This window comes from Arthrobacter sp. UYEF3, assembly GCF_040546245.1.
Classification (GTDB): domain Bacteria; phylum Actinomycetota; class Actinomycetes; order Actinomycetales; family Micrococcaceae; genus Arthrobacter.
The window spans coordinates 45433-71523 of sequence record NZ_JBEPNK010000014.1; the positions used below are offsets into that span (position 1 = coordinate 45433).

Annotated in this window: 21 protein-coding genes and 1 pseudogene; 15 read left to right on the plus strand and 7 right to left on the minus strand. The window is 67.2% G+C overall.

The window, feature by feature from the left end:
• Nucleotides 1-4: 4 nt before the first annotated feature.
• Genes ABIB14_RS11425 through ABIB14_RS11435 form a run of 3 tightly spaced genes read right to left on the minus strand, consistent with a single transcriptional unit; the run spans nucleotide 5 to nucleotide 2167 of the window.
• Complete coding sequence (locus ABIB14_RS11425; protein WP_354235996.1) at nucleotides 5-550, minus strand: hypothetical protein; 546 nt, start codon at nucleotides 548-550, stop codon at nucleotides 5-7.
• Nucleotides 543-1361: an alpha/beta hydrolase gene (locus tag ABIB14_RS11430; RefSeq protein WP_354235997.1), complete on the minus strand. Its 819-nt coding sequence runs from the start codon at nucleotides 1359-1361 to the stop codon at nucleotides 543-545. The genes ABIB14_RS11425 and ABIB14_RS11430 overlap by 8 nt, the downstream gene beginning before the upstream one ends.
• A complete protein-coding gene (locus ABIB14_RS11435) occupies nucleotides 1358-2167 on the minus strand; it encodes an alpha/beta hydrolase (protein ID WP_354235998.1) in 810 nt (269 codons plus the stop codon). The genes ABIB14_RS11430 and ABIB14_RS11435 overlap by 4 nt, the downstream gene beginning before the upstream one ends.
• A gap of 110 nt (nucleotides 2168-2277) precedes the next feature.
• On the opposite strand from ABIB14_RS11435, the gene ABIB14_RS11440 reads away from it, so the two are divergent.
• Entirely contained in the window at nucleotides 2278-3018 is a 741-nt protein-coding gene (locus ABIB14_RS11440; RefSeq protein ID WP_354235999.1) for a lysophospholipid acyltransferase family protein, read from the plus strand.
• A 137-nt stretch (nucleotides 3019-3155) separates the two neighbouring features.
• Entirely contained in the window at nucleotides 3156-4565 is a 1410-nt protein-coding gene (locus ABIB14_RS11445) for a class II 3-deoxy-7-phosphoheptulonate synthase (protein WP_354236043.1), read from the plus strand.
• A gap of 81 nt (nucleotides 4566-4646) precedes the next feature.
• Here ABIB14_RS11445 and ABIB14_RS11450 read toward each other — a convergent pair whose 3' ends face one another.
• Together ABIB14_RS11450 and ABIB14_RS11455 are read right to left on the minus strand one after the other, a co-directional pair.
• Nucleotides 4647-6791 (minus strand): Stk1 family PASTA domain-containing Ser/Thr kinase, encoded by a 2145-nt coding sequence (locus ABIB14_RS11450; protein ID WP_354236000.1) that lies wholly within the window; start codon nucleotides 6789-6791, stop codon nucleotides 4647-4649.
• Between the two features lie 100 nt (nucleotides 6792-6891).
• Complete coding sequence (locus tag ABIB14_RS11455) at nucleotides 6892-8289, minus strand: LysM peptidoglycan-binding domain-containing protein (RefSeq protein ID WP_354236001.1); 1398 nt, start codon at nucleotides 8287-8289, stop codon at nucleotides 6892-6894.
• A 338-nt stretch (nucleotides 8290-8627) separates the two neighbouring features.
• On the opposite strand from ABIB14_RS11455, the gene ABIB14_RS11460 reads away from it, so the two are divergent.
• Entirely contained in the window at nucleotides 8628-8981 is a 354-nt protein-coding gene (locus ABIB14_RS11460; RefSeq protein WP_354236002.1) for an Rv2175c family DNA-binding protein, read from the plus strand.
• Nucleotides 8982-9106: 125 nt separating this feature from the next.
• Here the strand turns inward: ABIB14_RS11460 and ABIB14_RS11465 are convergent, their stop codons facing one another.
• A complete protein-coding gene (locus ABIB14_RS11465) occupies nucleotides 9107-10201 on the minus strand; it encodes a polyprenyl synthetase family protein (RefSeq protein WP_354236003.1) in 1095 nt (364 codons plus the stop codon).
• A complete protein-coding gene (locus ABIB14_RS11470) occupies nucleotides 10198-10728 on the minus strand; it encodes a hypothetical protein (RefSeq protein ID WP_354236004.1) in 531 nt (176 codons plus the stop codon). Before ABIB14_RS11470 ends, ABIB14_RS11465 begins: the two co-directional genes overlap by 4 nt.
• A 103-nt stretch (nucleotides 10729-10831) precedes the next feature.
• Here ABIB14_RS11470 and dinB point away from each other — a divergent pair, with 103 nt between their 5' ends.
• The 12 genes and pseudogenes from dinB to murG all read left to right on the plus strand — a co-directional run bounded on the left by dinB (nucleotide 10832) and on the right by murG (nucleotide 26038).
• Complete coding sequence (gene dinB / locus ABIB14_RS11475; RefSeq protein WP_502909653.1) at nucleotides 10832-12064, plus strand: DNA polymerase IV; 1233 nt, start codon at nucleotides 10832-10834, stop codon at nucleotides 12062-12064.
• A 274-nt stretch (nucleotides 12065-12338) separates the two neighbouring features.
• Entirely contained in the window at nucleotides 12339-12710 is a 372-nt protein-coding gene (locus ABIB14_RS11480; RefSeq protein ID WP_354236005.1) for an SCO2097 family morphological protein, read from the plus strand.
• A gap of 386 nt (nucleotides 12711-13096) precedes the next feature.
• On the plus strand, nucleotides 13097-13525 hold the full coding sequence (gene mraZ, locus ABIB14_RS11485) for a division/cell wall cluster transcriptional repressor MraZ (protein ID WP_160666519.1): 429 nt from the start codon (nucleotides 13097-13099) through the stop codon (nucleotides 13523-13525).
• 231 nt (nucleotides 13526-13756) lie between these two features.
• Nucleotides 13757-14758, plus strand: a complete 1002-nt coding sequence (gene rsmH / locus ABIB14_RS11490; protein ID WP_354236006.1) for a 16S rRNA (cytosine(1402)-N(4))-methyltransferase RsmH — start codon at nucleotides 13757-13759, stop codon at nucleotides 14756-14758.
• Nucleotides 14755-15417, plus strand: a complete 663-nt coding sequence (gene ftsL, locus ABIB14_RS11495) for a cell division protein FtsL (RefSeq protein WP_354236007.1) — start codon at nucleotides 14755-14757, stop codon at nucleotides 15415-15417. The genes rsmH and ftsL overlap by 4 nt, the downstream gene beginning before the upstream one ends.
• Before the next feature lie 98 nt (nucleotides 15418-15515).
• The gene (locus ABIB14_RS11500; RefSeq protein WP_502909650.1) at nucleotides 15516-17324 is read left to right on the plus strand and encodes a peptidoglycan D,D-transpeptidase FtsI family protein; all 1809 of its coding nucleotides are present in this window, start codon (nucleotides 15516-15518) and stop codon (nucleotides 17322-17324) included.
• A 113-nt stretch (nucleotides 17325-17437) separates the two neighbouring features.
• A complete protein-coding gene (locus ABIB14_RS11505; protein ID WP_354236009.1) occupies nucleotides 17438-19087 on the plus strand; it encodes a UDP-N-acetylmuramoyl-L-alanyl-D-glutamate--2,6-diaminopimelate ligase in 1650 nt (549 codons plus the stop codon).
• A gap of 6 nt (nucleotides 19088-19093) precedes the next feature.
• A complete protein-coding gene (locus tag ABIB14_RS11510) occupies nucleotides 19094-20587 on the plus strand; it encodes a UDP-N-acetylmuramoyl-tripeptide--D-alanyl-D-alanine ligase (protein ID WP_354236010.1) in 1494 nt (497 codons plus the stop codon).
• A complete protein-coding gene (mraY, locus tag ABIB14_RS11515) occupies nucleotides 20584-21693 on the plus strand; it encodes a phospho-N-acetylmuramoyl-pentapeptide-transferase (protein WP_354236011.1) in 1110 nt (369 codons plus the stop codon). The genes ABIB14_RS11510 and mraY overlap by 4 nt, the downstream gene beginning before the upstream one ends.
• Nucleotides 21675-23276, plus strand: a complete 1602-nt coding sequence (gene murD / locus ABIB14_RS11520) for a UDP-N-acetylmuramoyl-L-alanine--D-glutamate ligase (protein ID WP_354236012.1) — start codon at nucleotides 21675-21677, stop codon at nucleotides 23274-23276. Before mraY ends, murD begins: the two co-directional genes overlap by 19 nt.
• Before the next feature lie 2 nt (nucleotides 23277-23278).
• Nucleotides 23279-24571, plus strand: a pseudogene (ftsW, locus tag ABIB14_RS11525) (putative lipid II flippase FtsW); the annotation flags it as partial.
• Between the two features lie 339 nt (nucleotides 24572-24910).
• A complete protein-coding gene (gene murG, locus ABIB14_RS11530; RefSeq protein WP_354236013.1) occupies nucleotides 24911-26038 on the plus strand; it encodes an undecaprenyldiphospho-muramoylpentapeptide beta-N-acetylglucosaminyltransferase in 1128 nt (375 codons plus the stop codon).
• Nucleotides 26039-26091: the final 53 nt, after the last annotated feature.

Below are 26091 nucleotides of genomic sequence, written 5' to 3' on the forward strand. Positions count from 1 at the left end.
CGGGCTAGACCCTGGCGCCGTCGTCGTGGTCGTCCTTTTCCTGCGGCAACTTCATGATCAGGAACACCACCGACGCCGCAAAGGCCACCACTATGCCGGCCACCGCCAGCAGCGGCGCGGACCGCCAGAAGATGGCGGATAGCAGCAGCGCGATCGGGCCGCCGACGGCCCCCAGCCACGCAAGTACGGTCATCGGGTCCGATCCGGCCAGGCTGGGCGGCTCCTCGGGGACGAAGTCTCCGTCGCCGTCGTCCGGTTCATAGTCCCGGGGACCGCGCCCTGTATTGCCCTCGGCATTGACCGCTGCGCCGTCGTGGCCAACGCTCTCCCGGGGGGCCGGCCGGCCGCCGGGACGGGGCTCCAGCGGCGGCGGGGCCGCGAGGCCCAGCGGGTCGAAGTCGCTGAAGGTCCGTGCGGCGGCGGTTCCGTCAGCGGGGGCGGCGAGCCCGGAGTCGGTGGCCTCGAGCCGGGCGACCAGCTCCAGCCAGACGGCGTCGTCCTGGTTGGCGCTGGAGTCCGGGTCGGGGGAGCCGGAGTCGGATTTAGTCATCGGCCGTTTCCTTCCGGCTGGCGCCGGCGGAGCGGGGGTTTTGCCCGTCCACAACAGATCCGTCCACAACCGAGCGGATGAACTCTGCCGTGCCGCGGAAAATCCGGGGCGCGTCGTTGTCCAGGGTAGCGACGTGGTAGCTGTTCTCCAGCCGGATGACCTCCAGCGGGGCGTTGCTCAGGCCGCGGCGCAGGGCGGCGACGCTGGCGTCGGAGACGACATGGTCCACGGTCGAGCGGTAGACCCGCACCGGCGCCGTGATCTGCGGCAACAGCCGGAGGGTGTCCTTGAACATTTTGTTCAATTCGTGCGCCGCCGCCACCGGGGTCCGCGGGTAGGCGCCCTCATCGACGCCCTCCTTCAGGATGTCGTTGGCGATCGCCGGGGTGCTCTTGAGCACGAACTTCAGGATTCCGGCCAGCGGCGCGCGGGGATCATCGATGACCAGGCCGGGGTTTACCACTACCGCCCCGGCTACCGGACGGGTGGCCGCCAGCCGCAGGGCCAGCGCCCCGCCCATCGAGAGGCCGGCCACCACGACGTGGTCGCACTCCGCGGCCAGCTCCAGGTAGGCGGCGTCGATCCCCGCGTGCCACTCCTGCCACCGTGTCCGGGCCAGCTCCTGCCAACTGGTGCCGTGCCCGGGCAGCAGCGGCATCCGAACTGCGTAGCCGGCGGCGGCGAGGGACTCGGCCCACGCCCGGACGCCGTGCGGGCTGCCGGTGAAGCCATGGGACACCACGACTCCGGTCCGGGCACCGGAGCCGGTGAACGGGCTGCTGAAAGGCGAGTGGTCGAGTGCTGTGCTCATGGATGCTCCGTGCCGGCGGGGACTGTGGACTGGACTGCGGACAGGGCCGTGTGCTCACGGAAAAACCGCGCGGACTGCGCAAAGATCAGCGGCGCGTCGACGTCCCGGGTGGCAACGTGCCCGCTCTCAGGAAGACGCACCACTGTCAACTCCCGCGATCCGAGGCGGTTCCGCAGCAGTTCCAGCGAGGACGGCGGCACCACGGCGTCGGTGTCCGATTTGAACACCAGCGTGGGCGCCTCGACGTCGGGCAGTTCGCGCAGGGTTGCGGTGAACAGCTTGCGCAACTGGTGGACGGCGTGGAGCGGAGTCACCGAGTAGTCGCCGTCCTGCGTGGCAGCCGCTGTCGACTCCGCCTCCCGGAGCGGGACGGTGGTGCGCTGCAGGTGCTTGAGCACCCCGATGTACCGCACCCTGCGGTCGTAGAAGCTGAGTCCTGGATTGACGACGGCGACGCCCGCCACCCGGTGGCGGGCTGCGGCCCGCAGGGCGATGGTGCCGCCCATGGACAGGCCGGCCACGAAGCAGCTGCCGGTGCGGGCCGCCAGGTCCAGGTACGCGGCCTCGAACGCGCCGTACCAGTCCTGCCAGCTGTGCCGGGCGAGGTCGTGCCAGTCGGTGCCATGTCCGGGCAGCAACGGGACGGAGACCGCGTGGCCCAGGGACGCCAGATGCTCGGCCCAGGGCAGGACCGACAGGGGGCTTCCCGTGAAGCCGTGGCAGATAGCCACTCCGACGCCGGCATTGGCTCCATGGCCGGGATAGCTGAAAGCGGCAGGCGCCATCGGAGTGCTGCTTTCGGTCATGAGCCCATCGTGTCACTGTTCGGACCAAAACTCACTAGAGTAGGGTGTCATTGAAGTCCTGGCCGGGCCGACCGAGGGCCGGCCGGACGCCGGCCGGAGGGGTACATCCCGTGTTTTATTGGTTCATGAAGACGTTCGTCCTTGGGCCGGTGCTGAAGTTGTTGTTCCGGCCGTGGGTCAAGGGACTGGACAACGTTCCGGCCGACGGCGCGGCCATCCTGGCCTCCAACCACCTTTCCTTCTCCGATTCAATCTTCATGCCGCTCATGGTGCCCCGGCCGGTAGTGTTCCTGGCCAAGTCCGAGTACTTCACGGGCACGGGAATCAAGGGCAAACTGACTGCTGGCTTCTTCCGCCTGACCAACCAGCTGCCGATGGACCGGTCCGGGGGAGCAGCGTCCGCCACGTCGCTCAACGCCGGCATGGACGTGCTGAAGAACGGCTCGCTCCTGGGCATCTACCCCGAGGGAACGCGCAGCCCGGACGCCCGCCTGTACCGCGGAAAGGTCGGTGTGGCGCGGCTCGCCCTGCAGGCCCGGGTTCCGGTGATCCCGATAGCGATGATCGGCACGGATAAGGTCCAGCCGATCGGCAAGCGGGTGCCCAACATCCGGCGCATCGGGATGATCTTTGGTGAACCGCTGGACTTCAGCCGCTACTACGGCATGGAGGACGACCGGTTGGTCCAACGCACCGTGACCGACGAGATCATGAACGAACTGATGCGGCTCTCCGGCCAGGACTATGTCGACGAGTACGCCGCTGTCGTCAAACTTCGGTTGGCCGGCAAAGCCACCGGGCTGCCCGAGGCCGGCGCCGGCCAGGGACCGGACACCGCCGGAACTGTGTGACGGCGGGCCCGCCGTCGATGACGCCGGGCGTGCCCGTTCGGCGCGGCGCCAACTATCCTTAGAGGGTGACTGAGCTATCTGCGCCTTCGACGTCCCCCGTCAACAACCCCTCGCCCGAGGGCTCCGCCTCGAACGGCATGCCTCCGGCCGGCAGGACCCTGGCGGGCACGGCTTTCGCCGGCACGGCTTTCACCAGCACTGCGCAAAGCGGGGCCGCCAACTATCCGGGGCTGGATCACTGGCGGGAACTGCCGGCCTCGCAGCAGCCCAGCTGGTCCGACCGGGCCGTCTTTGAGGCTTCGGTCCAGGAACTGTCGGTGTTGCCGCCGTTGGTCTTCGCCGGCGAGGTGGACATCCTGCGCGAACGGCTTGCCGCGGCGGCCCAGGGCAAGGCGTTCCTGCTCCAGGGCGGCGACTGCGCGGAAACCTTCGAAGCCGCCACAGCGGACAAGATCAGCGCGCGGGTCAAGACAATCCTGCAGATGTCCGTCGTCCTCACTTACGGCGCTGCGATGCCCGTGATCAAGATGGGCCGGATGGCGGGCCAGTTTGCCAAGCCGCGCTCCTCGAACGATGAAACGCGAGACGGCGTCACGCTGCCGGCCTACCGCGGCGACATTGTCAACGGCTATGAGTTCACACCCGGATCGCGGGCCCACGACGCCGGTCGGATGCTCAAGGCCTACCACACCTCGGCGTCGACCCTTAACCTGATCCGCGCCTTCACGCAGGGGGGCTTCGCCGACCTTCGGCTCGTGCACCAGTGGAACAAGGGCTTCACGGAGAATCCGGCGCACGCGCGCTACGAGTCGCTGGCCCGCGATATTGACCGGGCCATCAAGTTCATGGCGTCGTGCGGGGCGGACTTCGAGGCGCTCAAACGGGTGGAGTTCTATGCGAGCCACGAGGCCCTGCTGCTGGACTACGAACGTGCCCTGACGCGCATTGATTCGCGCACCGGCCTGCCGTACGACACCTCGGCGCATTTCCTTTGGATTGGGGAGCGCACCCGCGAACTGGACCATGCGCACGTCGATTTCCTCTCCCGTGTCCGCAACCCGATCGGCGTGAAGCTTGGCCCGTCCACCACCGGCGATGACGCGCTCCGCCTGATCGACAAGCTGGACCCGAACCGGGAACCGGGCCGCCTGACCTTCATCACCCGGATGGGCGCCGGTAACATCCGGGAGAAGTTGCCGCCCATCGTCGAACGGGTCACCGCTTCCGGCGCGCAGGTCCTCTGGGTTACCGATCCGATGCACGGCAACACCGTAACTTCGCCCAACGGCTACAAGACCCGCAACTTCGACGACGTGATCGACGAGGTGCGCGGCTTCTTCGAGGTCCACCACGGCCTGGGTACCGTCCCGGGCGGCCTGCACGCGGAAATGACCGGCGACGATGTGGCTGAATGCCTCGGCGGGGCCGACCCGATCGACCAGGACGCCTTCCTGGACCGCTACGAGTCCGTCTGCGATCCCCGGTTGAACCACATGCAGTCCCTGGAAATGGCGTTCCTGGTGGCGGGATCCCTCTCCAAACGCTAGCTAGCGGTTCCAAACCCTGGCCTGTAGTAGCTCCGCCCCGGCTGGATCCAGCCGGGGCGGAGCTATTGCTGCGGGCGGGCGCTAGACGACGGTCAGGGTGATGACCGAGCCTTCCGGGACGTTTTTGTTCACCGGATCCTGGGCGCGGACGGTGCCGAAGAACCCGCCCAGGATGTTGTCGATCTGGACTTTGAACCCGAGTTGTTCAAGGGCTTTCTGGGCTTCCGAGGCTTGTTTCCCGATGAAGCTGGGGACCTGCACGAGTTTGGGTCCCTTTGAGATGGTGAGGGTCACCGCGCCGCCCTTCGTGAGGTTCCCGCTGGCGGGGTCCTGCGCCACGACCTTGCCCTGCGGCACCTTCCGGTCGAAGACCGGTTCCGTGGCAACCACGGCCTTGAGGCCCGCCGCTTCGAGGGCTTTGACCGCGGCGTCCTGGTCTTTGCCGCGGACATCCGGCACCGGGATCGGCTGCGGCCCCTTGGAGACCGTCAGTCCCACGGGCGTCCCGTGCCTGGCCGGAGTGTCCTGGCCCGGGTTTTGGGCCAGCACGGTTCCGGCCGGCGCTGCTTCGTCGTAGCTCTCGGTGACGGGACCCAGGGCCATCCCGGCACCGTTGAGGGCAGTCTTGGCGTCATCGAGCGACTTGCCGGTCAGCCGGGGCAAGGCGAAGAGCTCGGGACCCTTGGAGACGGCGAGCGAGACGGACTCGAATTTGCGGATTTCCCTCCCGGCCGGAGGCTCCGAAGCCACCACCAATCCCGGCGAAATGTTGTCATCGAAGACATCCCGGGTGGTCGATTGGAAGCCGGCGGTGCGGAGCAACTGCTGGGCCTCGGCCACGGTCTTGTTGGCCAGTTGGGGAATGGTCCCCGGCGATCCCGGGCCCATGCCGAAGAACCAGCCGCCCCCCGCCGCCAACAACGCGATCATGACCAGCACCAGGATCCAGATCAGGCCGCGACGCCGCGGGTTTCCTGCACGCAGGCTGCGGCTGGGGGTCGCGGCCGCACGCGACCGGGCCTTCTCCTCGTCGCGGTCCTGTTTGCGCTGGGCCCGCTTGCCGGCCGGGGCCACGTGTGCGTCGGGGGCTTCTTCCGGATAGGCGCCGAACTCCCGTTCTTCGGGGGTTGCGAGCGGCCCGTATGCACCCTGCCGCGGCGGATTCTGCCGCGGGGTGCCGGAGAGGACGGTGGTCGGATTGCTGGCGCGGCTGATGACTTCGGTGGGCCGCTGGACGCCGCCGAGCAGTTCGGTGTGGGCTTCCACGGGCGGTTCCGCACCGGAGCCGTCCGTCGCCGCACCAGCTGCGCCAGCCGCGGCAACCGCTGCCGCGGGGTAGCCGGCGGCCAGGGCCGCGGGCGGCCGCAACTCCAGCTCCGCCGCGCTGAGGTTGGTCCGGATGTGGCGGAGCTCGGAAAGCAACGCGTTGCCGTCCACCGGGCGCTGGTCGGGGTCGTTGGCTGTGCACCATTGCACGAGCTCGTCGAGCTCGGCAGCCAGCCCCGGGACAAGCAGGGAGGGTGCGCCGACACTGGAGTTCACATGCTGGTAGGCGACCTGGATGGGGACTTCGCCGTCGAACGGCTGCCGGCCGGTGAGCATCTCGTAGAGCATTATTCCGAGCGAATAGATATCGCTCCGGGCGTCAGCCTGCCGGCCCATCACGAGTTCGGGCGAGAGGTACGCGACGGTCCCGATCAGGGCCCCGGTGCTGGTCGTCGTCGTGATGGCCCGTGCCAGGCCGAAATCGCCGATTTTGATCCGCCCGTCGTCGGCGATGAGCACGTTCTCCGGCTTGACGTCCCGGTGGATGAGTCCGGCGGCATGAGCCGCACCGAGGCCTTCCGCCACGGGGTCGATCAGGGCCAGGGCCAGCCGCGGGGTAAGGGCGCCTTTTTCTTTGATCACGTCCCGCAGCGTGTGGCCCTTGATGTACTCCATCACCAGGTACGCCAGCGGTCCGTCCTCGCCTTGGTCCAGGACGCCCACGACATGCGGGTGCGACAGCCTGGCCGCGGCCTTGGCCTCGCGGCCCAACCGGTCCAGGAATTGCGGATCGCCGGCCATGTGCGGATGCAGGACCTTGAGCGCCACGTCCCGTTCGAGCCGGCGGTCGGTGGCGAGGTAGACCGTCGACATCCCGCCACGGGCCAGCTTGGATTGAATCAGGTACCGGTTGTCCACCAGGGTCCCGACGAGAGCGTCCGATGTGTATTCCTGCACCATTTGATCCTAAGCTCTGCACGGAAACGGGTCCGGATTGACATGCAATCCGGACCCGTATCGTTACGCGGCGGAGGGCTCAGCCCCGCGCCATATTAGCGATTTAGCTGAAACTCCGCTGCAACTTTTTGATCGAGGCCACGTAGACCTTCGTATCGTCGAACATGCCCCTGGTGCTCACCGAATACTGGCCCTGGTAGTAGCCCGCGATTGCGTTGTCCAGGTCCTTGCTGGTCCGCACCAGCTGGCGGATGATCGCGACGCCGGCAGTGGCGTTGTCATACGGGTCCAACAGGTTCAGCTTCCGGCCCACCAGGTCCGAAGCCCACTGCCCCGAGGACGGGATCACCTGCATGGCACCGATGGCGTTGGCGGGGGACACCGAGCGGTGGTCGAAGCTGGATTCCTGGAAGGCAAACGCGAGAGCCAGGGACGGATCCACACCCATACGGCGCGCCGTGTCGGCCACGATCTGCTTCATCTGTTCGCGGCTGGGAACCGGCGCAGCGTTAAGCAGGGCCTTGTTCTGGTTGGCCGAGTTGACCACGGCTTCCGGGTAGCTGAACCCAAGGAACGTGCCGGGCACCAGCGGGGTTACGGTGGCGGCCGGCTGGCTGGAAGCCGGGGTGATAGTGCCGGAGCCGGCACCCGGAATGACCAGCTTGTTGCCGGGGTAGATGATGCTGCTCATGGTCAACTGGTTCGCGGACAGGACGTCGGAGAGCTTGACGCTGTTCCGGGCGGCGATGCCCGAGAGCGTGTCGCCCGCCTTGATGGTGTATGACCCGGAACTGGCCTGTGCCGCGGGCGCGGGTGCCGGTGCCGGGGCGGGCGCCGGGGCGGGCGCCGGGGCCGGAGCCGCCGGAGCGGCGGGCGCGGCCGTGCCGATCTTGACCTGCTGGCCCGGATAAATCACGGAGCGCATATTGAGCCCGTTCCAGTCGAAGACCTCGGAGAGCCTGACGCCGTGGCGGGCGGCGATACCGCTCAGGGTGTCCCCGGACTTCACGGTGTAGACCTGGCCGCCGGCCGGTGCCGCCGGAGCAGGAGCCGCCGGAGCAGGTGCCGCTGGGCCGGCGGTGCCGGTGAGCTTGATTTTCTGGCCGGGGTAGATCACGGTGTTGGCCTGCAGGTTGTTCAGCGTGAGCACCGCGTAGGTGTCGAGGCCGAACCTGCCAGCGATCGCACTGACGGTGTCTCCGCGGGCAATCGTGTACTCCGCCGGGGCGGATACCTGGGCAGGACGGAATACGGTAGGGATGGCGGCCGGAAAGGACGCGGCCGGAATCAGGGCGGGCAGCGACTTGGCGGTCAGCCCCTGGGACTGGGCCTTCATGGCGGCGGCAAGCGTCGCCGGGATTGCGCGGGGGCGCGGTTCGGCCAAGGCCGGTTGGGCGATCGCCAGAGAAGAAAGCACGACGGCGGGCAAAGCCGCCGTCGTCGCCGCGATCAGCGGGAGGCCGTGCCTCGTGGGGGACTTCGGCGTACGAGACGTCGTCATGGGAAAGATCCTCTTCTCAGCGGCGAACGCTGCAGGTCAGGCCGGTATTACTGGTGTTACCAGTGTGACTAAAGATACTTAAGATACTGCAGTTACAAATGTGAACTATGTGAATCTCTCATGAATTGCGAAATAGCACAAGAATCGTTTGACATTCTGCAAACACCGCTTTCTGGAGTGTCGTCCCCGGCCCTTCTGGGGTGCCCGGGTCCACGCCTCGGCCGGACCGCGGAAAAGCCCCAGTCTCGGGTTCATTGGCGCTTCACTCCTTCGACGGGTCGCATTAGCCGGCCGAGGCTGACTAGGCGCAATCCGCCCCGGCATGGCAATCTTGATCCGTGAGTACTGTAGAAAGCCTTGTAGGCGAATGGTTGCCCCTGCCCGATGTGGCAAAGCTGCTGGATGTTTCCATCACTAAAGTTCATGCGCTGCTGGACGAACGTGCGCTGGCCGCAGTGCGGATTGGCGACCGGCGGATCCGCTCCGTACCGGCCGCTTTCATCCAGGAAGGCCACGCCGTCGAGAGCCTCAAGGGCACCATCGTTGTCCTGGCAGACGCCGGCTACTCGGACGAGGAACTCATTACCTGGCTGTTCACTGCGGACGAGTCCCTGCGCGGTCGGCCGATCGACGCTCTCCGCGAGGGACGCAAGACGGAGATCCGGCGCCGGGCCCAGACCATGGCCTGGTAAAAACAGTAAGTAGAACTTCACTAAGTAGACCAGCAGGATGTTGAGCAGTACGGCGAAGGCCGTGCACTGCGGTTGGCGCCATGCACGGCCTTCTGTGTATCCGAGTATCTGAGTAGCGTGCGGCGTCAGGCGGCCCGGCTGACCGTGGCCTCGGCCAGTTTCCGGAGCGCTGTCTTGGGAAGCTCATCGAGGGCCAGTTCGTCCAGGGCTTCGAACGCTACCCGCCCAAACTCTTCGATGAGGACTTCGGTGGCCCGGAGGGCCCCGCAGTCCACGATGATCCGCCGGATTTCCTCGACGTCGTCCTCGTCCAGGTCCGGGCTGCCCAATTTGGCGTCGATGAAGCTCGATTCGGCCGGCGAGGCCTGGTCGAGGGCAAAAGCGATGAGGACCGTACGCTTGCCCTCGCGGAGGTCGTCGCCTGCCGGTTTGCCGGTAGCGAGGGGGTCGCCGAAGACTCCCAGGACGTCGTCGCGGAGCTGGAAGGCCTCACCGAGGGGGAGGGCGAAGCCGGAATAGCCGCGGAGCAGCCCGTCGGGGGCGCCCGCCAGCGCGCCGCCCAGCGCGAGCGGGTGCTCGGTGGAGTACTTGGCCGATTTAAAGCGGATGATCGACTGGGCGCGGCTGACGGCGCCGGCACGGTCCCGGCGCGGACCGGCTACCTCCTCGAGGATGTCCAGGTACTGTCCGGCCATGACCTCGGCGCGCATCAGGTTGAAGATGAGCCGGGCCTGGCTTCCGGAGGCCGCCCGCTCGCCGATTTCGGTGAACGATTCCTCGCTGAAGGACAGGCACAGGTCACCGGTGAGGATGGCCGCGGCGTGGCCGAAGCGCTCCGGATCGAGGGCCCAGCCCTGGCTCGCGTGCAGTTCGCTGAAGCGGCGGTGAACACTGGGTCCACCACGCCGGGTGTCGGAACGGTCAATGATGTCGTCGTGGATCAACGCAGCGGCCTGGAACAGCTCGAGCGCCGAGCCGGCCGTAACCACCTCGGGAGCGCCGGCGCCGCCGCCCGCCCCGCGCCAGCCCCAGTAGCACATCAGGGCGCGGAGGCGTTTGCCGCCCGTGACGAGATGCGAGATGGAGCCCATCAGCGGGTCAATGTCCGGTGAAATGGCCGACATCACTGTGGTGCGCTCGGTCAGGAAATCGGTCAGCTTGCCGGCGACGGCGGCTACGAAGTCCGTCTGCTCAACCCGCAGCTGCTCGGCCAGGCTCACTTGACGGACTCAGCGGCGACGTTGGCGCCAATGGTGAACGTGGAAACGCCCGCGTTCTCGACGACGGCGAGGTTCACAGTTTCATTGTCACCGCGAAGAAAGTCCTTGGATGCCACCGACCCCACGGTCTCGCCGGGGACCGGCTTGAAGCCCTGGTTTTCCAGTTCCTGGCTGTAATACGCCACGACGCCGGCGGCCGGCGAGTTAATCTTCCCCACCAGAGCGACTGTCGCCGGGGTTCGGGTCTTGTCGAAACTGCTTGACTCCACCTTGGCGTTCGGCATCACCGGAAGCAGCTTCTCCGGGAAGCCTGGCACGAGGGCGCCCACTGTGGCGGAGGTGCCAGGCGCGGCGGACGGGCTGGGAGGGGCCGTGGTGGGGGCGTCGCTGGTCGAGCCCGCCGTCGACGCCGATGGTGACGACGCTGCCGGTAGGCCCTGGCCAGGGGTGCAGGCGGCCAGGGCCAGCAAGGCGCCGGCGGCGACCAGCGCCGCCACTGCGCGTTTGCGCTCTCCAAAAACCTTCACGGGGATATTCCTCCTGGTGTTGACGCCGGATGCAGCCTCCAGTTTAGTCAGTCCCTGCGCATAGGATTGATGGGTGGGGCCGGAGAGCGAGAATCACATCGAGATAAGCAGCGGTAATCAGCGCGGGAATCAGTTCAGCGAAGCGAGCCTTCGCGAACTCCGGCGCAGCAGCATCCTGCACGTGGACATGGACGCCTTCTTCGTCTCCGTGGAGCTCCGCAGCCGTCCCCAACTCAAGGGCCGGCCCGTGATTGTGGGCTATCCCGCGGACCGCTCCGTGGTGCTCTCTGCTTCCTACGAAGCCCGCAAGTTCGGGGTCAAGTCCGCGATGCCCATGGTGGTCGCGGCGCGGATGTGCCCCTCCGCTGTCATCATCGAACCGCGGCACAAGCTGTACTACGAGGTGTCGGGCCAGATCATGGCCATTTTCGAGTCGATCACCGACCTTGTTGAGCCCCTCAGCGTCGACGAGGCTTTCCTCGACGTCGGCGGCGCCATCCGCCGGCTGGGGACGCCGCGGGACATCGGCGAGCTGATCCGCCGCCGGGTTGCCGGCGAACTGGGCATCACTGCTTCGGTGGGGATCGCGGCGAGCAAATTCGTCGCCAAAATCGCCTCAACCCGGTGCAAACCGGACGGCCTGCTGTTGATCGGTCCCGACGAGACAATTCCGTACCTGCACACCCTGCCGGTCAGTGCGCTCTGGGGGGTCGGCGCCAAGACCGAGGAGGTGTTCGCCCGGATGGGGATCCGGACCGTGGCCGACGTCGCCGCGACGCCGCTGCCCTCCCTGCGGAAGATCCTTGGAGCCACCGGAGAGCACGTCCACCGGCTCTCGTGGGGGATTGATCCCCGGCCCGTGACGCCAGTCCGGCTGGAAAAGAGTATCGGTGCCGAGGAGACCTTCGCGGTGGACACGGCCGACGACGACCTGCTGCACCGGGAGCTGCTGCGGCTTGCACACCGCACGGCGGAACGGCTGCGAAGCGCGGGCATGCACGCCCGGACCGTCGCCTTGAAGCTGCGCTACGCCGATTTCTCCACGATTACCCGAAGCCGCACGGTGAGTACCCCGATCGACAGCGCGCAGTTGCTCTACGGCGTAGCCCTGCAGTTGCTCGAGTCGGTCGGCCCGCGGCCCATGACAGTGCGGCTGGTCGGGATCCGTGCAGAGCAGCTCGAGGAAGCGGCGCAGGCACCCCTGCAGCTCAGCCTGGACCGCCGGGACGACAACTGGCGCGCAGCCGAGCAGGCCCTGGACCGCGTGACCCGCAAGTTCGGCAACAAATCAGTCCTTCCGGCCCGGTTGCTGGACCCCGGCCCGGACGCCGGGTGAGCGGTGCCGGCGGGCCGACGGACGGAGGCGATGCTTGCCACAGCGTCTTTCAGAACTGCGCGCAACAAACTATCCTAGAGATACGTAGATTTCGAACGACCGGATCGAACGTTCGGACTGTGGGCCATGCCAACTAAACACCTTTCAGGGATACCCGGAAATCCACCCTTCTTCGATGAGGGGGAATGGGAACCAGCCGGGGATCCCGGACGTTAGGGGTTTAGGGACAAGGGCCGCGTCAAGTCCGGACGTTGGCCGACTTAAGGAGGTCGTGATGCCGCTCTCGGAGCACGAACAGAAGTTGCTGGAGCAACTTGAGAAGCAGCTGCACGAGGACGATCCCAAGTTCGCCAGCTCTATGGGCTCGGATCCGGGTCGTTCCTGGTCCACCCGTCACCTGGTCATCGGGGTCCTCGGCGCTCTTGCCGGCATTCTGTTGCTGTTGCTGGGCGTCACGTTGCAGAACATCTTCCTGGGGGTACTGGGATTCGTCGTGATGGGCGCCGGCGTCTATTACGCGACCATGCGCAGCTCCAGCGGCAACGCCAAGTCCGGCAGCGCGGCACGGAAGCCGGGCAAACCGCGCAGCTCCTTCATGAGCAACCTTGAGGAGCGCTGGGAGGAAAGGCACCGCGGGGACTCCTAACTTTCGGATTCCGGCCGCCAGGCCGGCCCTCCATTCCGCACCACCAGGACAGCTAAGGACCCGCTTCGGCGGGTCTTTTGCCGTTAACGTGCAGCGACTGCTCCAAGACTGCCCTTCGGCGGGGCCATAACGGCGGGTACGGAGCAACCGCTGGGACCGCCAGGAGATCGGGAGTGGGGCCGGGGGCTCAAATCCCTCCACTTACCACCACTTTTGTCGCTTCCCTTTACTGGCAAGGGACTTTCAAGCGCTAAAGGCTTCAAAATTGCCCCTAAATATGCCGGATGCCGTTGACGGGGGAGCAAAGTGGAGTAATGTGGAGGACGTAAGAGGGTAGTGGCAGCACAGGGGACGTTGGACTTACTACAACAGACAGGCGGTAGGCCGTGTTTCTCGGCACACATTCGCCACGTCTGGACGAAAAAGGTCGAATTATCCTCCCCGCGAAGTTCCGCGAGGAACTTGCCGGCGGGCTGGTTCTCACAAGGGGCCAGGAACGTTGCATCTACGTCTTCAGTGAGGCGGAATTCGGACGGGTTCACGAACAGATGCGGGAGGCTCCAATCTCCTCCAAGCAGGCTCGTGACTACATCCGCGTTTTCCTCTCTGGAGCCTCCGACGAGGTACCTGACAAGCAGGGGCGCGTGACGATTCCGCCGGCGCTCCGGGAATACGCAGGTCTCGGCAGGGAGCTGGCCGTCATCGGCGCCGGCACCCGCGCGGAGATCTGGGACGCCCAGGCCTGGAACGAGTACCTCGCCGAAAAGGAAACCGCCTTCTCGGAAACCGACGACGCCATTCCCGGGATTCTCTAAACCCCGCAAGCCCCGCCACCACCAACACCACAACGTTTCTTGACCGAGATCTCCAGCCGCCCATCCGGCGTCCACCTGGCTCACTTCCCCGGAGCCAGGCAGCAGCCGGGTAGGCGCGGATGGGGATCTGGATCAAGAAACCCGCACACCAGACCCACGGCCGAGCCGTTGGCGCAGCAACACCGCGCAGCAGCAAATGACAAGCACTCCCGGCAACGAAAGGACGCAGGCATGAGCGACGACTCCCCCCAGGCGAAGCCTACGTCCGAACGCCATGTACCGGTCCTCAAGGACCGGTGCATCAATTTGTTGGCACCTGCTTTCGAGGAAGCGCGACGCCGGGGCGAGACGCCCGTCGTCGTCGACGCCACCCTCGGCATGGGGGGCCACTCCGAAGCCATGCTGCAGCGGTTCCCGGACCTGCACCTGATCGGCGTCGACCGTGACGAGGAGGCTCTCGCCCTGGCAGGGGAGCGCCTCCGCCCCTTTGCCGACCGCACCGACCTGGTCCACGCGGTCTATGACGAAATCCCCGACGTCATGGACGATCTTGGCTTCAGCGAAGTGCACGGCGTGCTGATGGACCTGGGCGTCTCCTCGCTGCAGCTGGACGAGCGCGAACGCGGTTTCGCGTACTCCTTCGACGCGCCTCTGGACATGCGGATGGACACCAGCCGCGGCCAGACGGCTGCCGATGTGGTGAACAACTACAGCGAAGAGGAACTCGTCCGGATCATCCGGAAGTGGGGAGAGGAGAAGTTCGCCGGCCGGATCGCCAACCGGATCGTCGCGGCCCGCGCCGCGAAACCCTTCGCCAGCACCGGTGAACTCGTCGAGACGATCCGCGCCGTGGTTCCCGCCGCTGCCGCCAAAACCGGCGGCCACCCCGCCAAACGTACTTTCCAGGCCCTCCGGATCGAGGTCAACGAGGAACTCGAAGTCCTCGAGCGAGCGGTCCCGGCAGCCGTGGCCTCCATCGCGCTGGGTGGCCGGATCGTCGTCATGTCCTACCACTCGCTGGAAGACAAGATCGTCAAGGGTGTCTTCCAGGCCGGCTCCAAGTCCTCCGCGCCGCTCGGCTTTCCGGTGGAACTTGAGGAACACAAAGCCGAACTGAAGACCTTGACGAAGGGCACCGAGGTGCCCACCGCCGCGGAAATCGCCGAAAACCCACGTGCTGCCTCCGCCAGGCTCCGCGCCGTGGAACGCATCAAAGCCAGGAGAGTCGCATGAGCACCGCCGCCGTCAACAGGTTCCCCGTTGCCACAGCTGCCACGGCCCGTGCCCTGCCGGAGCTGAACCCGGGCGCACCGGCACGTAAGACCCGGACTCCGCTCTCCGTCGTCCGGTCCACGCCGCGCAAGCGCCGTGCCCCGTTCGTCGTGATGTGCTTCGGGATCCTGGCGCTGGCGCTCATGGCGGTGCTGGTCCTGAACATCTCCGTCTCCTCGGCGCAGTACCAGCTGGTGGAGCTGCGGGCGCAGCAGTCCTCGCTGACCAAGCAGAACCAGGACCTCACGCAGCAGGTGCAGAACTATGACGCCCCGCAGAACCTCGCCGCCAAGGCCACGGAGCTGGGCATGGTTGCATCCAAGGGCAACGGCCAGATCGACCTGTCCACGCTCGCGGTGACAGGAAAGGCCAAGCCTGCCGTCAAGGGCGACGCTCCCGGTGCCGTCATTGCCGCGCCGGCCGTCGCGGGCCTGGCGTACGTGGTTCCGGCCGCCACGGCGAAGGATCCGCTGGACAACCGCAAACCCGCCGAGAGCACTCCGGCATCCGCGGTCCCCGCCCCGGCCGTACAGACGCCGGCACCCCCGGTGCCCGCTCCCGCGGTGGACCTGCACGGCGGGTCAGTCCCGGCCCCCGCCCAGAAGGCCCCCGGACAGTAGCTGACCGGGCAGTAGCTGACCGGACAGCAGCTGACCGGACAGCAGCTGACGGGACAGTAGCTGACGGGACCGTCGACCAGCCAGGCAAGCAGCAAGGAATGATCGTGGCGCAGAACACCAGCAAGGCAAGTACAGGTAAGACGCCGAGCGCCACACGGAGGCTGCGGATCGGGCTCGGCATCATGCTCGCGCTCCTGCTAGTGGTCGGCGGGAAACTCTTCCTCGTCCAGGGCCTCGACGTCGGCGGCATGGCCGAAGCGGCGCTCAAAAACCGGCTCACGCCGATTGTGCTGCCTGCGGAGCGCGGCAGCATCCTCGACGCCAACGGCACCATTCTGGCCAGCAGCGTGATCCGCTACAACGTCGTGGTGGACCAGACTGTCAACACCAAGACCGAAACCTTCCCACGGCTCGAAAAGGTCGACGGCAAGGACACCGTGGCCAAGATCCCCCGGGACCAGGGCATCCAGGAGCTCGCGGCAGTGCTGGGGATCAAAATGGAGGACCTCAAGGCGGCGCTGACGGGCACGCAGCGCTACTACATCGTGGCGAAAGACATCCGGCCCGACGTCGAAGACCGCATCTCCAAGCTTCAGATCCCCGGCATCGTCACCGAGGGCACCAGCAAGCGGGTCTATCCCAACGGGTCGGTGGCAGGGGGGATCGTCGGCTTCCTCAAGGACGGCACCACCGGCCAGGCCGGACTCGAACAAACCCAGAACGACGTCCTGAAGGGTTCGGCGGGCAAACGGCTCTTCGAAATCGGCGCCGACGGGCTGCGGATCCCGGTGGGCGTGGACCAGTTCACCCCGGCCGTTAACGGCAAGGACATCAAGCTCACGCTCAATTCCGACCTCCAATACTTCGCCCAGCAGGCCATCCAGAGCCAGAAGGACAAGCTCAGCGCCGAATGGGGCGTCATCGTCGTTTCGGACGTCAAGACCGGCAACATCGTCGCAATGGCGGACACTAACGCGCCGGACCCCAACGACCCCGGCAAGGTGGACGCCAAGGACCGTGGCGTCCGTGCCGTGACGGCCGCCTATGAGCCGGGCTCGGTGGAGAAGATGATCACGGCCGCCGCGCTCATCGAGGAGGGCAAGTCCAGCCCGCTGGACAGGTTCACCATTCCGCCGACCTACACCGTGGACGGCCAGACGTTCAGCGACGCCTTCGAACATGGCACCGAAGAGCGGACCCTGGCCGGCATTCTGGGGTATTCCATGAACACCGGCACGGTCATGGCGGGCCAGCGGTTGAGCAAGGACCAACGCCACGATTGGCTGCAGAAGTTCGGCATCGGCGAAACCCCGGATATCGGCCTGCCAGCCGAAGCCAAGGGCATCCTGACGCCGGCCGACCAGTGGGACGGCCGGCAGCAGTACACCGTCCTGTTCGGCCAGGGCGTTGCGCAGTCGACGCTGCAGACAGTCCGCGCCTACCAGAGCATTGCCAACGACGGCGTTATGCTCCAGCCGCGCCTGATCGACAGCTACATCAACCCCGACGGCACCGAGGAAAAGGTGCCGGTCCACGACAGCAGGCAGGTGGTCTCCAAGGACACCGCCAAGCAGGTGCGTGACATCCTCGAAAGTGCCGTGACCGAGGGCGAGATCAAGGAAGCGGCCATCGACGGTTACCGGGTGGGGGCGAAGACCGGAACCTCGGAATCGCCGTGCGACGACGGCAAGTCCGGCTTCTGCGGTTTTACGGCCTCGATGGTGGGGATGGCGCCGATGGACGATCCGCGGTTTATTGTTGAGGTGGTCCTGCAGCGGCCCAAGGGCAATATTTACGGCATCACCAACGGGCCGGTGTTCCGTTCGGTGATGGGACAGGCGCTGCGCATGTACAACGTCCAGCCGTCGACCGGCGAGCCGGCCAGGCTGCCGCAGTACGCCAAGTAGCAACCAGCACCACGAACCAGCAGCAACAACAGTTCCACGCAGCCGGGCCTGCGTGCGGGGCAATCCTCCGCGCGCCACGCACCCTGCGCCCGCACCACCAAACGGAGATCCACTTGTCAGAGCTCAATGCCCAGGACGCGGCCTCCGCGCCGTCCGGCCAGGTCTCCACCGCGGCGTTCCGGCCCGCGGCGGTTGCCGCGGTGCCGCTGGAAACCATCGGTGAGTGGATCGGCGTCGTCGTACCCGGCACTTCCGCCGCCGTCCAGGTCACCGGGATCTCGCTGAACTCGCGGGCGGTGCAGCCGGGGGACCTGTACGTCGCCCTGCCGGGGGCCGCCCGGCACGGCGCGGACTTCGTTTCCCAAGCGGTGGACGCCGGCGCGGTCGCCGTGCTGACCGACGAGGCCGGCGCCCGCCTGCTGGCCGTCTCTAACGACATTTCCGTGCCGGTGCTGCTGGCCCAGGAGCCGCGTAGCCTCGTCGGGCGCCTGTCCGCGCTGATCTACCGGAGCCGTCCGGCGAACGCCGACGCCCCGGCGCTGTTCGGGGTCACCGGCACCAACGGCAAGACCACCACCACCTACTTCATCAACGCCCTGCTCCAGGCGTTGGGGAAGAAGACCGGGCTGATCGGCACCATCGAGATCCTGGCCGGCGCCGAGGCGATCCCCAGCCTGCTCACCACCCCCGAATCAACGGATGTGCACGCCCTCCTGGCGCTCATGCGCGAACGCGGACTCGACGCCGCCTCGATGGAGGTGTCTTCGCATGCCATCGCCTTCCACCGGGTCGACGGCGTGGAGTTCGACGTCGCCGGCTTCACCAACCTCACGCAGGACCACCTGGACCTGCACGGCAGCATGGAAGAGTACTTCCAGACCAAGGCCCGGCTCTTCACCGGCGGCCGCGCCCGGACCGCCGTCGTGACCGTGGATGATCAGTGGGGCCGGAAGTTAGCCACTGTCGCCGGCATCCCGGTCACCACTCTCGCGACCGGTATGGGGGACGCTGGCGGGCCCGGCGCAGACTGGACCGTCGTGGACCCCGCTCCGCGCGGACTCGGCACCGATTTTGGGCTGCGGCACCGGGACGGCACCGAACTGCGCCTGCACACCGGACTGCCCGGAAGCTTCAACATCGCCAACGCGGCGCTGGCAACCGTCATGGTGCTCGCCAGCGGCGCCGGTGCGGCGCAGGTGCAGGCAGCGTTGGACGGTGCCGATCCGTTCACCGTGGCCGTCCCCGGCCGGATGCAGCTCGTCGCGACGGCTCCTGCCGCCGTGGTCGACTTCGCCCACAACCCGGATGCCCTCGCCCGCGCGCTGGAGGCCGTGCGCTCCCCGGAGCCGGGGTCGAAAGTGATCGTCGTCTTCGGCGCCACCGGCCAGCGTGACCAGGGCAAGCGGCCGGCGATGGGCGCGATCGCGGCCCGGCTCGCGGACACCGTGATCATTAGCGACGATGATCCGCACGATGAGGACGCCGCAGCCATCCGTGCCGACGTGATGGCGGGCGCCCTGGCGGCCAGGAACAGCGGTGACCTCGAGTGCACCATCCTGGAGGTTTTCCCCCGCGACGCCGCCATCCGCAAAGCGGCAGAACTGGCGGGCCCGGAGGACACGATCCTGGTGGCCGGCCGCGGCCACGAGGTCTGGCAGGAGGTCAAGGGTGTGAACCTTGCCCTCGATGACCGGGTGGAACTGCGGTCCTCCTTGACAGCACGAGGATTCACCGTTCTCGACGACCAGCGGATAGAGTCCTAAACCGAGATGATTGCATTTACTGCGGCGGAAATCGCCGAAATTACCCACGGCCGGCTGTCCGCTGAACCAGGCATCACGCCCGGCTCCGTGGTCACTGACTCCCGCGAAGCCGCGGCTGGATCGCTCTACGTGGCCAAGCCGGGGGAAGCGGCCGACGGGCACGATTTCGTGGCCGCCGCCTTCGAACGGGGTGCCGTCCTGGCCCTGGTGCAGCGCGACATCGCAGACGCCGCGGGGCACACCTACCCTGCGGTCGTCGTCGAGGACTCCGTCCTGGCCATGGGCGCCCTGGCCGCCGAAGCGGTCCGCCGGATCCGGGACCGCCGGGCCGCCGCAGGGGACGCCTGCACGGTGATCGGCATTACCGGCTCCGCGGGCAAGACCACCACGAAGGACCTGCTGGCCGGAATCCTCGCCGAACACGGCTCGACGGTGGCCCCGCAGGGCTCCTACAACGGTGAGGTCGGCGTGCCGCTGACCGTCTTCAAAGCCGGCTTCGACACCCGGTACCTCGTGATCGAGATGGGCGCCACCGGAATCGGCCACATCCGTTACCTCGCGGCGATGGTCCGCCCCGAAATCGGCGTGGTGCTCGGCGTCGGCACCGCCCACGCCGGCGAGTTCGGCGGCGTCGAGAACATCGCAGTGGCCAAGGGCGAACTGGTCGAGGCCCTTCCCGCCGACGGCACTGCCGTGCTGAACCTGGACGATGCCCTCGTGTCGGCCATGGCCGGCCGGACCGCGGCGCCTATTCTCGGCTTCTCCTCGCAGCCCGCCCGGAGCGGCCAGCCGGCCACGGTACGGGCCGAGGCCGTCGAGTTGAACGCCGGGGGCAGCCCTGAATTTGACCTTGTCCTTCCGGACGGCGGTCGGCATCGCGTCGCGGCCAGGCTGATCGGGGCCCACCACGTAGCCAACCTGCTCGCCGCGGCCGGCGCCGCCCATGCCGCCGGCATCCCCGGTGCCCGGATCGCCACCTCGCTGAGCGCCCAGGGCGCTGCCAGCCGCTGGCGGATGGAACGCACCGAACGGCCCGACGGCGTGACTATCATCAACGACGCTTACAACGCCAACCCCGAGTCCATGCGTGCGGCCCTGCGGACGCTGGCGGACCTGGGCCGCGGCCGCCGGACCTGGGCCGTGCTCGGCGCCATGCTGGAACTCGGCGAAGACTCCATCCGTGAGCACACCGCCGTCGGCACCCAGGTGGTCCGGCTCAACATCTCCCGGCTGCTGGTGATCGGGCGCGAAGCCCGGGCACTCTACATTTCGGCCGTCAACGAGGGCTCCTGGGGCGACGAATGCCTCTTCGCTGAAACCGCCGACGAGGCCTACCAGATCCTGCGCTCCGAACTGGAGCCCGGCGACCTGGTACTTTTCAAGTCCTCCAACAGCATCGGCCTGCGGCATTTGGGGGATCGGATAGCATTGCCTCCATTGGCGCCGGTAGCGGCCGAACCGTCCGCCGCAACCGCCACTGAAGGGAGCGCGCTGCCGTGATCGCACTGCTGATGGGCGCCGGCCTGGCCCTGCTGCTCTCTTTCCTGGGCACCCCGCTCTTCATCCGGTTCCTGGTCCGTAAAGGTTACGGGCAGTTCATCCGCGACGACGGGCCGACCTCGCACCACACCAAGCGCGGAACGCCCACCATGGGCGGCATGGTCGTCGTGGTTGCGGTGCTGGCAAGTTACAGCATCACGCACTTCGTGATGTGGCTGATGAACCCGGTCTCGTCCGGCCCGTCCGCCTCGGCCCTGCTGTTGCTCTTCCTGATGGTCGGCATGGGGCTCGTGGGCTTCCTGGACGATTTCATTAAGATCTCCGCGCAGCGCAGCCTGGGCCTCAACGCCAAGGCCAAACTGGTCCTTCAGGCCCTGGTCGGCATCATCTTCGCGGTCCTTGCGCTGAACTTCCCTGATGAGAACAAGGTCACGCCGGCGTCGTACCAGATCTCCCTGGTCCGTGATATTCCCTGGCTGAACCTTGCGTTCGGCGGCACCGTTCTGGGCGCCATCCTGTTCGTGGTCTGGTCTAACTTGATCGTCACCGCGGCTACAAACGGTGTGAACCTCACCGACGGCCTGGACGGACTGGCCGCCGGCGCATCCATTATGGTGTTCGGGGCATACACCCTGATCGGGATCTGGCAGAGCAACCAGTCCTGCGGCTCGCCCCGGCAGGCCGGCAGCGGCTGCTACACAGTCCGCGATCCGCTAGACCTCGCCCTGCTCGCCGCCATCCTCAGCGCCGCTCTGGTCGGCTTCCTCTGGTGGAACACCTCGCCGGCGAAAATTTTCATGGGCGACACCGGCTCGCTGGCCATCGGCGGCGCCGTCGCCGGCTTTGCGATCCTGTCGCGCACCGAACTGCTGCTGGCCTTCATCGGCGGCCTGTTCGTCCTGATCACCCTCTCGGTCATCATCCAGGTGGGCTTCTTCAAGCTCACCAAGGGCAAACGCGTCTTCAAGATGGCCCCGCTTCAGCACCACTTCGAACTCAAGGGCTGGGCGGAAGTCACAGTCGTGGTCCGGTTCTGGATCCTCTGCGGCCTCTTCGTTGCCGCCGGTCTGGGTATCTTTTACGCCGAATGGGTGGTGCTGCTGTGAGCGGGGTCATTCCCGAGCCGTTGGCCAGTTCGCCACGGCTGGAGAACCTCACCAGCTGGGACTCCGACTGGGCCGGGCTCCGCGTCGTCGTCACCGGCATCGGCATCTCCGGGTTCGCCGCCGCCGACACCCTGATCGAACTCGGTGCCCGGGTAGTTGTGGTGGACGCCGCGGACAGTGTGAAAGCCCGCGCCCAGGCGGACACGCTCCGGATCGTCGGAGCCGCCGACGTGCTGCTCGGCGAGGACGCCGTAAACTCGGTGCCCAAGGTCGACGGCGGGAAGCCCGAACTGATCGTCACCTCGCCGGGCTGGCGGCCCGACCAGGCCCTGCTCGCCGCAGCCGCCCGGGCGCACATTCCGGTCTGGGGCGACGTCGAACTCGCCTGGCGCCTCCGCGAACGCAAGGGGCGCAAGACGGCGGACTGGATCGCCATCACCGGCACCAACGGGAAGACGACGACCGTCGGCCTGACCGAATCCATGCTGCAGGCCGCCGGGCTCAAGGCGATTGCGGTCGGCAACGTCGGCACGCCGATTCTTGACGCGCTCCGCGACCCGGTGGACTATGACGTCCTCGCCGTCGAGCTCTCCAGCTTCCAGCTGCACTGGAGCCACTCCGTGTCGCCGGTGGCCAGCGTCTGCCTTAACGTCGCCGAAGACCATGTCGACTGGCACGGCTCCTATGCCTCCTACCTGGCGGACAAGGCCAAGGTCTATGAGCGGACGCAGAAGGCGTGCGTCTACAACGCCGAGCAAATTGAAACCGAGCGCATGGTCGAAGCCGCTGACGTGGTGGAGGGCTGCCGCGCGGTGGGCTTCACCACGCTCACCCCGGCTATCAGCATGCTCGGCGTGGTCGAAGGCCTGCTCGTTGACCGGGCCTTTATCCCTGAACGCAAGGACAGCGCCGCCGAACTCGCCGCGATGTCCGATCTCGGTGCGGTGGCCCCCCGGCACATGGTGGCCAACGCCCTCGCTGCGGCCGCCCTCGTGCGGGCCTACGGGGTCGAGCCCGCCGCCGTCCGGCAGGGGCTGCAGAACTACCTGCCGGGGGACCACCGTATCCAGCCGGTCGCCCGACACGAGGGTGTGCTCTGGATCAACGATTCGAAGGCCACCAACCCGCACGCGGCAGCGGCCTCACTGTCCGCTTTCGAGCACGTGGTGTGGATCGCCGGCGGCCTGTCCAAGGGTGTGACTTACGACTCGCTGGTCCGGGACAACGCCCGGCGCCTCAAAGCCGTGGTGCTGATCGGGACGGACTCTTCCGGCCTGCAGGCCGCGCTCCAGCGACACGCGCCGGATGTCCCCGTGATCGGCCAGCCAAAGGGCGACACTGAAAGTGTGCAGACTGCCGGACCGGCCCATGCCGACGCAGTTCCTTCGCGGATTTACGGCGAGACTGTAATGGCGAGGGCCGTTGCGTCGGCGGCGCAGCTGGCCACCTCCGGGGACACTGTGCTCCTGGCCCCGGCAGCTGCGTCCATGGATCAGTTCTCTTCCTATGCTCACCGTGGCGACGCCTTTATCGAAGCTGTCCGCGAGCTCGTGGAAGGGCAGGCTCAGACCACCGAGGAGTAGCAATGGTCAGCACGCCCACCCGTTCCGCAGCGGAACGGACGGCTGCCGCAGGCAGGAAAGCAGGTACCACCGCCGGCGGGACCGCCGGATCACGGCCCACCCCCGCCGCCAGGGTCCGGGGCTGGTACCGCGGCCTTTGGTCCGCTCTGGAAGGGACCGGCAAATCCCGCACCGGTTCCACGTACTACCTCATCCTGGGATCGACCCTGGCGCTGACGGCGATCGGCATCATGATGGTGTTGTCCGCCTCCAGTGTGGAGGCAATCGCCGCGGGGGAGTCACCCTATTCCGCTGCCTTGAAGCAGGGCCTTTTCGCGGCCATTGGCGTCTTCGTGATGCTGGTCTTGTCGCGCGTGAACGTGGCATGGCTCAAACGCTTCGCGTGGCCGGCCATCATCCTGGCCGTCTTCCTGCTGGTGCTGGTGCTCCTCGTGGGACGCAGCGCACTGGGCAACCAGAACTGGATCGACGTCGGTCCCTTCACCTTTCAGCCGTCGGAAGCTTCCAAGCTGGCGCTGGCTCTGTGGATGGCGACCGTGCTCCACCGCAAGGCCCGGCACCTCGACAACTGGCGCCACGTCCTGGTTCCGGTCGTAGTCCCCGGTGCCGCTGCGGTATTGGTGCTCATTCTGGCCGGAAACGACCTCGGTACGGCAATGATCGTGATGATGATCCTGGCTGCGGGCTTGTTTTTTGCCGGTGTGAGGCTTTATCTGTTTGGTATCGCCGGGGCGGTCCTGGCGCTCGGAACCGTATTCCTGGCGATCACCAGCCCGAACCGCATGTGCCGCATCCTGTCGTGGACCGGCCAGACCTGCGCGGACGGGTCCGATCTGAACTACCAATCCACCAACGGTCTCTACGGACTCGCATCAGGAGGCTGGTTCGGTGTTGGGCTGGGCCAGAGCCGGCAAAAGTACAGCTGGATTCCGGAAGCGCACAATGACTTCATCTTCGCCATCATCGGCGAGGAGCTTGGCCTGATCGGCACGCTCGTCGTCCTGGTCCTCTTCGCGATCCTGGGCACTGCTGTCTATCGCGTCGTGGTGGCGCAGCAGGACGTCTTCCACCGGGTCCTCGCGGGTGCGATCATGGTGTGGCTGCTCGGCCAGGCCACCGTCAACATGGCCGTTGTCACCGGACTGCTCCCCGTTGTCGGTGTGCCCTTGCCGTTCATTTCCTACGGCGGCTCGGCCCTGCTCATGTCGCTGTGCGCCATCGGAGTAGTGTTGTCCTTGGCCCGGGCGCAGATGGAACCTGGCATGCAGCCGAAGGGGCTGCTTAAGTTTGGTCCCGCCGGGTTCGCCACAGTACTCCGCAAGCAGGTGGCGGCGAGGACGACCGCCAAGGCACCGGCAGCCGCCAGGCCTGCGACGGCCAGGGCCCTGGCCAAATCCCCAGCCAAATCCCCGGCCAAAACTTCCGCTGCCAAGGCGCCGGCAGCAAAGCCACCGGCAGCTAAGGTGCCGGCAGCCAAGGCGCAGGCAGGAAAGCCACCGGCAGGCAGAAGTGCAGCCGGAAGACCGGACAGAAGCGCAACCGGAAGCAGCGCAGCCGGAAGCACGGCCATGCGGAAGCCCGGCACCAGAACGGCCGCCCCCAAGAACCCCGCACGAAAGCGTACCTAGCCCGCCATGAAGACCGATTCGCCCTTGTCCGTCGTCCTCGCCGGCGGTGGTACCGCCGGGCACATCAGCCCCCTGCTGGCCATCGCGGATGCCCTCCTTGAGGTCCGACCCGGCGCGCGGCTGCTTGCCGTCGGCACCCCTGGCGGCATGGAGGCCCGGCTGGTTCCCGCCGCCGGACTCGAACTGGCAACCGTCAGCCGGGTGCCGTTCCCGCGTAAGCCGTCACTGGAGCTGCTCCGGCTTCCGGCTAAGCTCGCCGGCGCCGTGCGCCAGGCCGGTGCCATCCTGGACGAGGCCCGGGCGGACGTCCTGGTGGGCGTCGGCGGTTACGTCTGCACCCCGCTGTACCTGGCTGCCTGGCGCCGCAAGATCCCGATCGTGGTGCATGAGGCGAACACCCGGGCCGGGCTCGCGAACCGGGTCGGAGCCCGGCTGAGCCGGCACGTCGCCGTGGCGTTCGCGGCGACCACGCTCCGCGGGGCGCGGCACGTCGGCATGCCGATGCGGCGCGAAATTTCCGGCCTGGACCGGCTGGCGTCCCGGGCGGCCGCCCGCACCGCGCTCGGCCTGGAGCAGCACAAACCCACCCTGATCGTCACCGGTGGCTCCTCCGGCGCGCAGAGCATCAACAGCGCCATCGCCGCCTCGGCCGCCGCCCTCGCCGACGCCGGCATCCAGACCCTGCACATCACCGGACGCGGCAAAACCGTCCACGATGCCCAGGGCAGGCTGCTGGCTGCCCCCGGCTACCGCCAGGTCGAGTACGTGGAGGGCATGGAGCTGGCCTACGCCGCCGCGGACCTGCTCCTGGCGCGCTCCGGTGCCGCGACCGTCTGCGAGGTTGCCGCCGTCGGCGTCCCCGCAGCCTTTGTCCCGCTCCCGATCGGCAACGGCGAACAGGCGCTGAACGCGGCCGGGCTGGTCAGCGCCGGCGCCGCACTGCTTGTCGATGACACGGGCTTCGACGCCGACTGGATCAGCGGGCACATCATCCCGCTGCTGCGCGATACTGCCCGGCTGGACCGGATGGCCGCCGCCGGCGAGCAACTCGGCATCCGGGACGCCGACCGGCGGATGGCCGCACTGGTCCTCGAGGCAGCGCAGTCCACCAGCAGTGACCCCCACCAGCAGTGACCCCCACCAGCAGTGACCGTGAGCAGTGAACAGCAGTGACTTTGAACAGCAGT